General features: G+C 37.0%; 7 protein-coding genes. 4 read left to right on the forward strand and 3 right to left on the reverse strand.

The features are described from left to right. Together P8M52_RS06260 and P8M52_RS06265 are read right to left on the reverse strand one after the other, a co-directional pair. On the reverse strand, window positions 1-254 hold a 254-nt coding region (locus tag P8M52_RS06260; RefSeq protein WP_300308916.1), incomplete at its 3' end, for a hypothetical protein. 9 nt (window positions 255-263) lie between these two features. Beyond that, entirely contained in the window at window positions 264-1,241 is a 978-nt protein-coding gene (locus P8M52_RS06265) for a MotA/TolQ/ExbB proton channel family protein (protein ID WP_300308918.1), read from the reverse strand. A 104-nt stretch (window positions 1,242-1,345) separates the two neighbouring features. Between P8M52_RS06265 and P8M52_RS06270 the strand changes: the two genes are divergently transcribed. From P8M52_RS06270 to P8M52_RS06285, 4 genes are all read left to right on the forward strand, one after another. Then, window positions 1,346-2,029: a hypothetical protein gene (locus P8M52_RS06270; RefSeq protein ID WP_300308921.1), complete on the forward strand. Its 684-nt coding sequence runs from the start codon at window positions 1,346-1,348 to the stop codon at window positions 2,027-2,029. 25 nt (window positions 2,030-2,054) lie between these two features. After that, window positions 2,055-2,711 carry a hypothetical protein gene (locus P8M52_RS06275; RefSeq protein ID WP_300308924.1) on the forward strand — a complete coding sequence of 219 codons (657 nt, stop codon included), beginning with the start codon at window positions 2,055-2,057 and terminating at the stop codon, window positions 2,709-2,711. Beyond that, window positions 2,708-3,262, forward strand: coding sequence for a FlgO family outer membrane protein (locus tag P8M52_RS06280; protein ID WP_300308927.1), 555 nt, complete (start codon window positions 2,708-2,710; stop codon window positions 3,260-3,262). Before P8M52_RS06275 ends, P8M52_RS06280 begins: the two co-directional genes overlap by 4 nt. A gap of 110 nt (window positions 3,263-3,372) precedes the next feature. Continuing rightward, complete coding sequence (locus P8M52_RS06285) at window positions 3,373-4,227, forward strand: transporter substrate-binding domain-containing protein (protein ID WP_300308930.1); 855 nt, start codon at window positions 3,373-3,375, stop codon at window positions 4,225-4,227. Between the two features lie 28 nt (window positions 4,228-4,255). On the opposite strand, the gene P8M52_RS06290 is transcribed toward P8M52_RS06285, so the two are convergent. After that, window positions 4,256-4,702, reverse strand: a complete 447-nt coding sequence (locus P8M52_RS06290; protein ID WP_300308931.1) for a hypothetical protein — start codon at window positions 4,700-4,702, stop codon at window positions 4,256-4,258. Window positions 4,703-4,801: the final 99 nt, after the last annotated feature.

A 4,801-nucleotide genomic window follows, 5' to 3' on the forward strand; every position in this document is an offset into this window, starting at 1 on the left:
AAACCTTCCAGCTCAAAAGCAGAGGCTCTTAAAAACATGCCGCCATCGATAAATTCGATAATAACATTTTGACGCTTAAAAAATTCCGCTTCTTCTGGATCGTACTCAATGGGGGATTCGACCACAAGTTTAGGCTTAACAGCAGTCACTGTTAGGGTTAATACGATGAAAATTAGTACACCAATCAAGGCGATTAACACACTTACAAATGCGAAAAATGAAGGGGCTGCCTTATTGCCGCCGCGCCTAGCCATAGGTATTAATTAAAGATTGGCATTTTGGCCACCCTTCAAGGCGCCAACCTTAACCGGTAAGTTTTGTAGAACTTGATTCTTAATGTAATCTTCAATGCGATCTAGAGAGGCGCCATCAGCCCTTTCAACAATTGTCATTGCGATCATAATAATAATTACTGCAACTAGTGCTACCAAGGTTGTATCGAATGCGAAAGCGAGCTCAGAGGTTACTTTACCTAGTGCTGTGGTAATTTGCGACACATCTTCAACATCACCACCTAGTACCTTGGCGAGTCCACCAACTGATTTACTTACACCCTGTACCGTACCAACGAAACCTAATAGCGGCGTTGCCCAAACAATCACTCGGAGAATGGTATAGCCAGCATCCATTTGGTTGTACGCTAATTCCGAATAAACCGTTAATTGGTCTTCTGCTTCACGTACTGAACGTGTATGCTTAAATCTTGCCAAGGCGCCAACCACACGCTGCGCAACGTTCTTATCGTTAATTTGTCGAGCTTTATTCCTAATCATGAGCATAGCTTCATCAATCTCTTGATCAGTATCTAGAGGCGTTGTGTGGGTTAAATAAGTTTCTTTCAATGCTCGCTCACTGGCCATAACTAACGCCAATCTTTGGCCTAACATTACAAATGCAATAACGCCGAAAGCAATAACCGCAAATGGCACCCAACCCACAGCCAATAGACGATAAATTTCTGTTGTTTGATCGGTGTACTCAAGGAATGGTACGTAAAAAGCCGTATAAATTAACAGAGAGAGAAAAACCAGAATCAGTAAATCCTTAGTGCCATTGGGAGCTGGATTCATTTCTACATTGAGTTTTTGCTCAGTAGACATGCCGGGAGCAGTTGAACCAAGCTTGATAGGATTTTGCACGACCACTTCATGGCCACAATGTGCACAAACCGTATAATAGCCGACAGAACTATCTTCTGCTTGCATACGGCCATTACATAATGAGCAACTAAATTCAATCATGATTAATAAATGTATACCAAAAATACAGCTAATTTTAAACAATTAATCAAGCTCAGTGGCTATTTCACAATATAATTACAATATTATTTTCACAAAATTTTAACATGTCAAAATTTAAACTTTCATCTCTAACTTCTAAACAAGGACTTATAGTTGGCTCTGTTATGGGTGTTGTTGCATCATTGGCTGGCTCTTATTTTCTAATACCGATTTTTGAAAAGAGTGAAGAAAATGCTATTGAGATTGTAAAAGTTAACGAGAATTTAGTAAAAACGGAAGATAATCTAGCTGATACTACCAACGAATTAAAAGAAACTCAGGATGATCTTAGCATCTCAAATAAAAAAGTAGCATCACTGTCTAATGTTGAATCAGAACTGCGCGGTGCACAACAACAAATTTCTGAACTAGAAGATGCATCACAAAAGGATGGCGCCTCTATTGGTGAGTTGCAGGAGCAGGTTGAATCTCAAGATGAGAGTATTCAATCTCTAACTGATAAAACAGCGCAGCTCAATCAAGTTATTAAAGAGAAAAAATTGGCCATTAAGCAGCGATCTCAATGGATTAAAGATTTAAAAAAACATGATGATACTGTGATTAAAAACGCGACTAATTTGGTGGAAAATTTCATGAAAATATCAGACAGCGAAGATAAAGATATGAATTCTTTTGCCAGAGAAAAGCTACTCATGGATACATTAACATTGGTTAACACCCTGGAAAGTCGCTTAAACAAGCGAAGAATCTATCTAAAAGAATTAAGCGAAAAATTAAAACAGAAATAATTATTATAGGAAGTTATAAATAATCATGATCAGAAACCTTTTAAAAGCGAAAAAAGCCATTTTAATTGTTGGCACGACCACACTATTATCAGGCTGCATCTCTCTTCCAGAAAGCTTGTCTCTTCCAGAGAGTCTGTCTTTTTCAGAAAGCTCACCTCTACCAGAGGTTAGTGTGAGCTCTTCGCCAAGCCCTGCTCCAGCGTCAAATATTAAATCAACTGAATACTGGAGTGTTTTGGCTGAAAAAATCAGTGGTGAGATTGCAGATGCAGTCAGCAGTAAAGCTGTTTATGTTGAGCCTATAGAGGCTAATGCTGAAACGCCATTTAATACCGCTTTTCGTAATTTACTAATTACTAATCTACATAAAAATAGAGTGAAGATTTACAATTCACAGGATGCTAAAAGCCAAAAGCCCATTAATTTAAGTGTTAGAAAAATGCTATCTGCTAAGCTTAATCCAGAAGAATTTAAAATGTTAAGTGAGCCAGAAAAGCCTGCTGTATTAAGCATTAATACACAGATTGTGGAGTCAAACACGCTAATGGAAATACGGGTTACAACAACCGTTTATAAAAATGACAAACTTATGCACACAACATCAAATAGTTACAATACACCTATGTCAAACATAGATTACTATAAAAACTATGGCAAAACTCTTAACGTGGTATCAAAATGAAACTTTTAAAACTTATATTTTCAATTGCTTTAATAACAACCCTTGCTGGCTGTCAAGACTCAGTTGTAAAAACTGAAACAGCAGAGCCAAATCTTCTTGACACAAGCCATGAAGTTGTTGATCGTTTAACGGCTATTGCCAAGCAAAATTCAGCCTTCACTGGGGTTGAGCTTAGCGCCAAGAGTCCACTCATCATTGCAAGTTTTGTTGATGTTAACCAAATGGAGCAATCGTCAGCGTTTGGACGTATCATTGCTGAGCAATTTGCCTCACGACTTATCCAAAAAGGTTATTATGTTGTTGAGCTAAAATTAAGAAAAAATATCTTTATTAAAGAAAAAGCGGGCGAGTTTTTACTCTCTAGAAAAATTAAAGAAATCACTGCAAATCACAATGCCCAAGGCATTGTTGTTGGTACTTATGCGGTAGCAGCAAACAATATTTACCTAACAGCAAAAATTGTAGATCCTAAGACGAATCGAATTTTATCTTCTTATGACTTTAGATTGCCAATGGGTGAAGATTCAAGAGAATTACTTTCAGCTTGGTAATTCTATTTAAGGCTCGTTAAGAGCCTTAAATATAGGGTATACCTTAATAGGTGTATTTATATGGCAACTTAGAGTACAATTATCTAAAATTTATTTAATTAGTAATAAATATGATCAAACTTGTTGCATTAATTTTGGCACTACAGTTACCATTGTCAGCAATCGCAGATAACAAAGATGGTAAGCTTCTCACCATTGGATTTGGCGCAGGAAAAGCACCTTTTACCATGTTTGACAAGCAAATGATTCGAGCAGAGGGGCATGAAAAACACTACGGAATAGAATATAGTATTGTTAGACAAGCAATGCTGTTAATGCATCACAACATTAAACCGAAATCAATACCGCCAAGAGAATTAAAGAAAAGTATTAAAAAATTTCGTAATATTGATGCGGTATCGGGGGTTAGTAGATCATTTAAGGATAAACTCTATTATTCACGACCAATCTTAGAAAATACCTATGTTGCTGTGAGTAGATCCAGCCTTGGATCTAAGATCAATTCAGTGAGTAACCTATCCTCTTTTAGAGTAAGCGCACGCACTGGCTCATATGCCACAATTAGAGACGGATACGCAAAACTCTACCACCCAAAAAAGGGAACTCATACTAATAGATATAAAGAATATGATAGCAACCTAAATCAGCATGCTGATTTCTGGAAAGCAGGATCAGAAGTGGTTATGATCACCACTAAAGAAAGTTTTAACCATTATCGTGCACTGTTAGAAGGCAAATATGACACCAGTGTTGATATTGATGTAGCGGAGATATTTCCAACTAAAATTAGACTGTATGTTGCATTTAAAGATAGAAAGCTGAAAAATGAATTTAACAGTGCCCTAGAGGATTTAAAGTTTGAAGGTGTTTACAGTAGAATCTTCACACACTATGATCCAGAATTAAGTCCAGACTTTCGTAGACCAAATGACGCAGAAATATCTCGTCAACTAGAGCAGGACTAGCGATATTATTAATTAGAAAACTATCTATCTAACGAACCCACCATCTACCAATACCAAACCACCCAATCCAAGAGGCTATAAACAAGCCAAATGAGACATCTTGAATCCATGGAACAATCGGATATTGCTTAACCACCAAGGCAATTAAGAACAAAGCCAAAACCATAAATCCAGTTTTACATTTAATTCGATCCTGGCGTAGCTCATGCCTCATACAATGCAAAATTACATCGATAAAATTCTTAAATGGATAGATTATTAAGAAGATAATTAAAGGCGTTAAAACCACTGATATGGCGATAGAGAACCAACCATCTACATCAGCTTCAACAAAACCTAAATAAGCGCCTATATCCATCCCTGCTAAGGTTGAAATAACATAATCCCCGGGAAAGCTTGCCCAATCGAGTAATGTGTGCATTAACACATCATTTGATTGTGTATCTATTGGTGTTATTGTCTCTGTGGTTGCCATGGTTATCCAGCCTTATTTGTAAAACATAACGTCTATTATTTAGACGAAAAAAAAAGGACTCAATCTCTTGAATCCCTTTAATAATATGGTGGGGCGTGA

The organism is Candidatus Thioglobus sp. (assembly GCF_029243085.1).
In the GTDB taxonomy this organism is placed as follows: Bacteria; Pseudomonadota; Gammaproteobacteria; order PS1; family Pseudothioglobaceae; genus Thioglobus_A.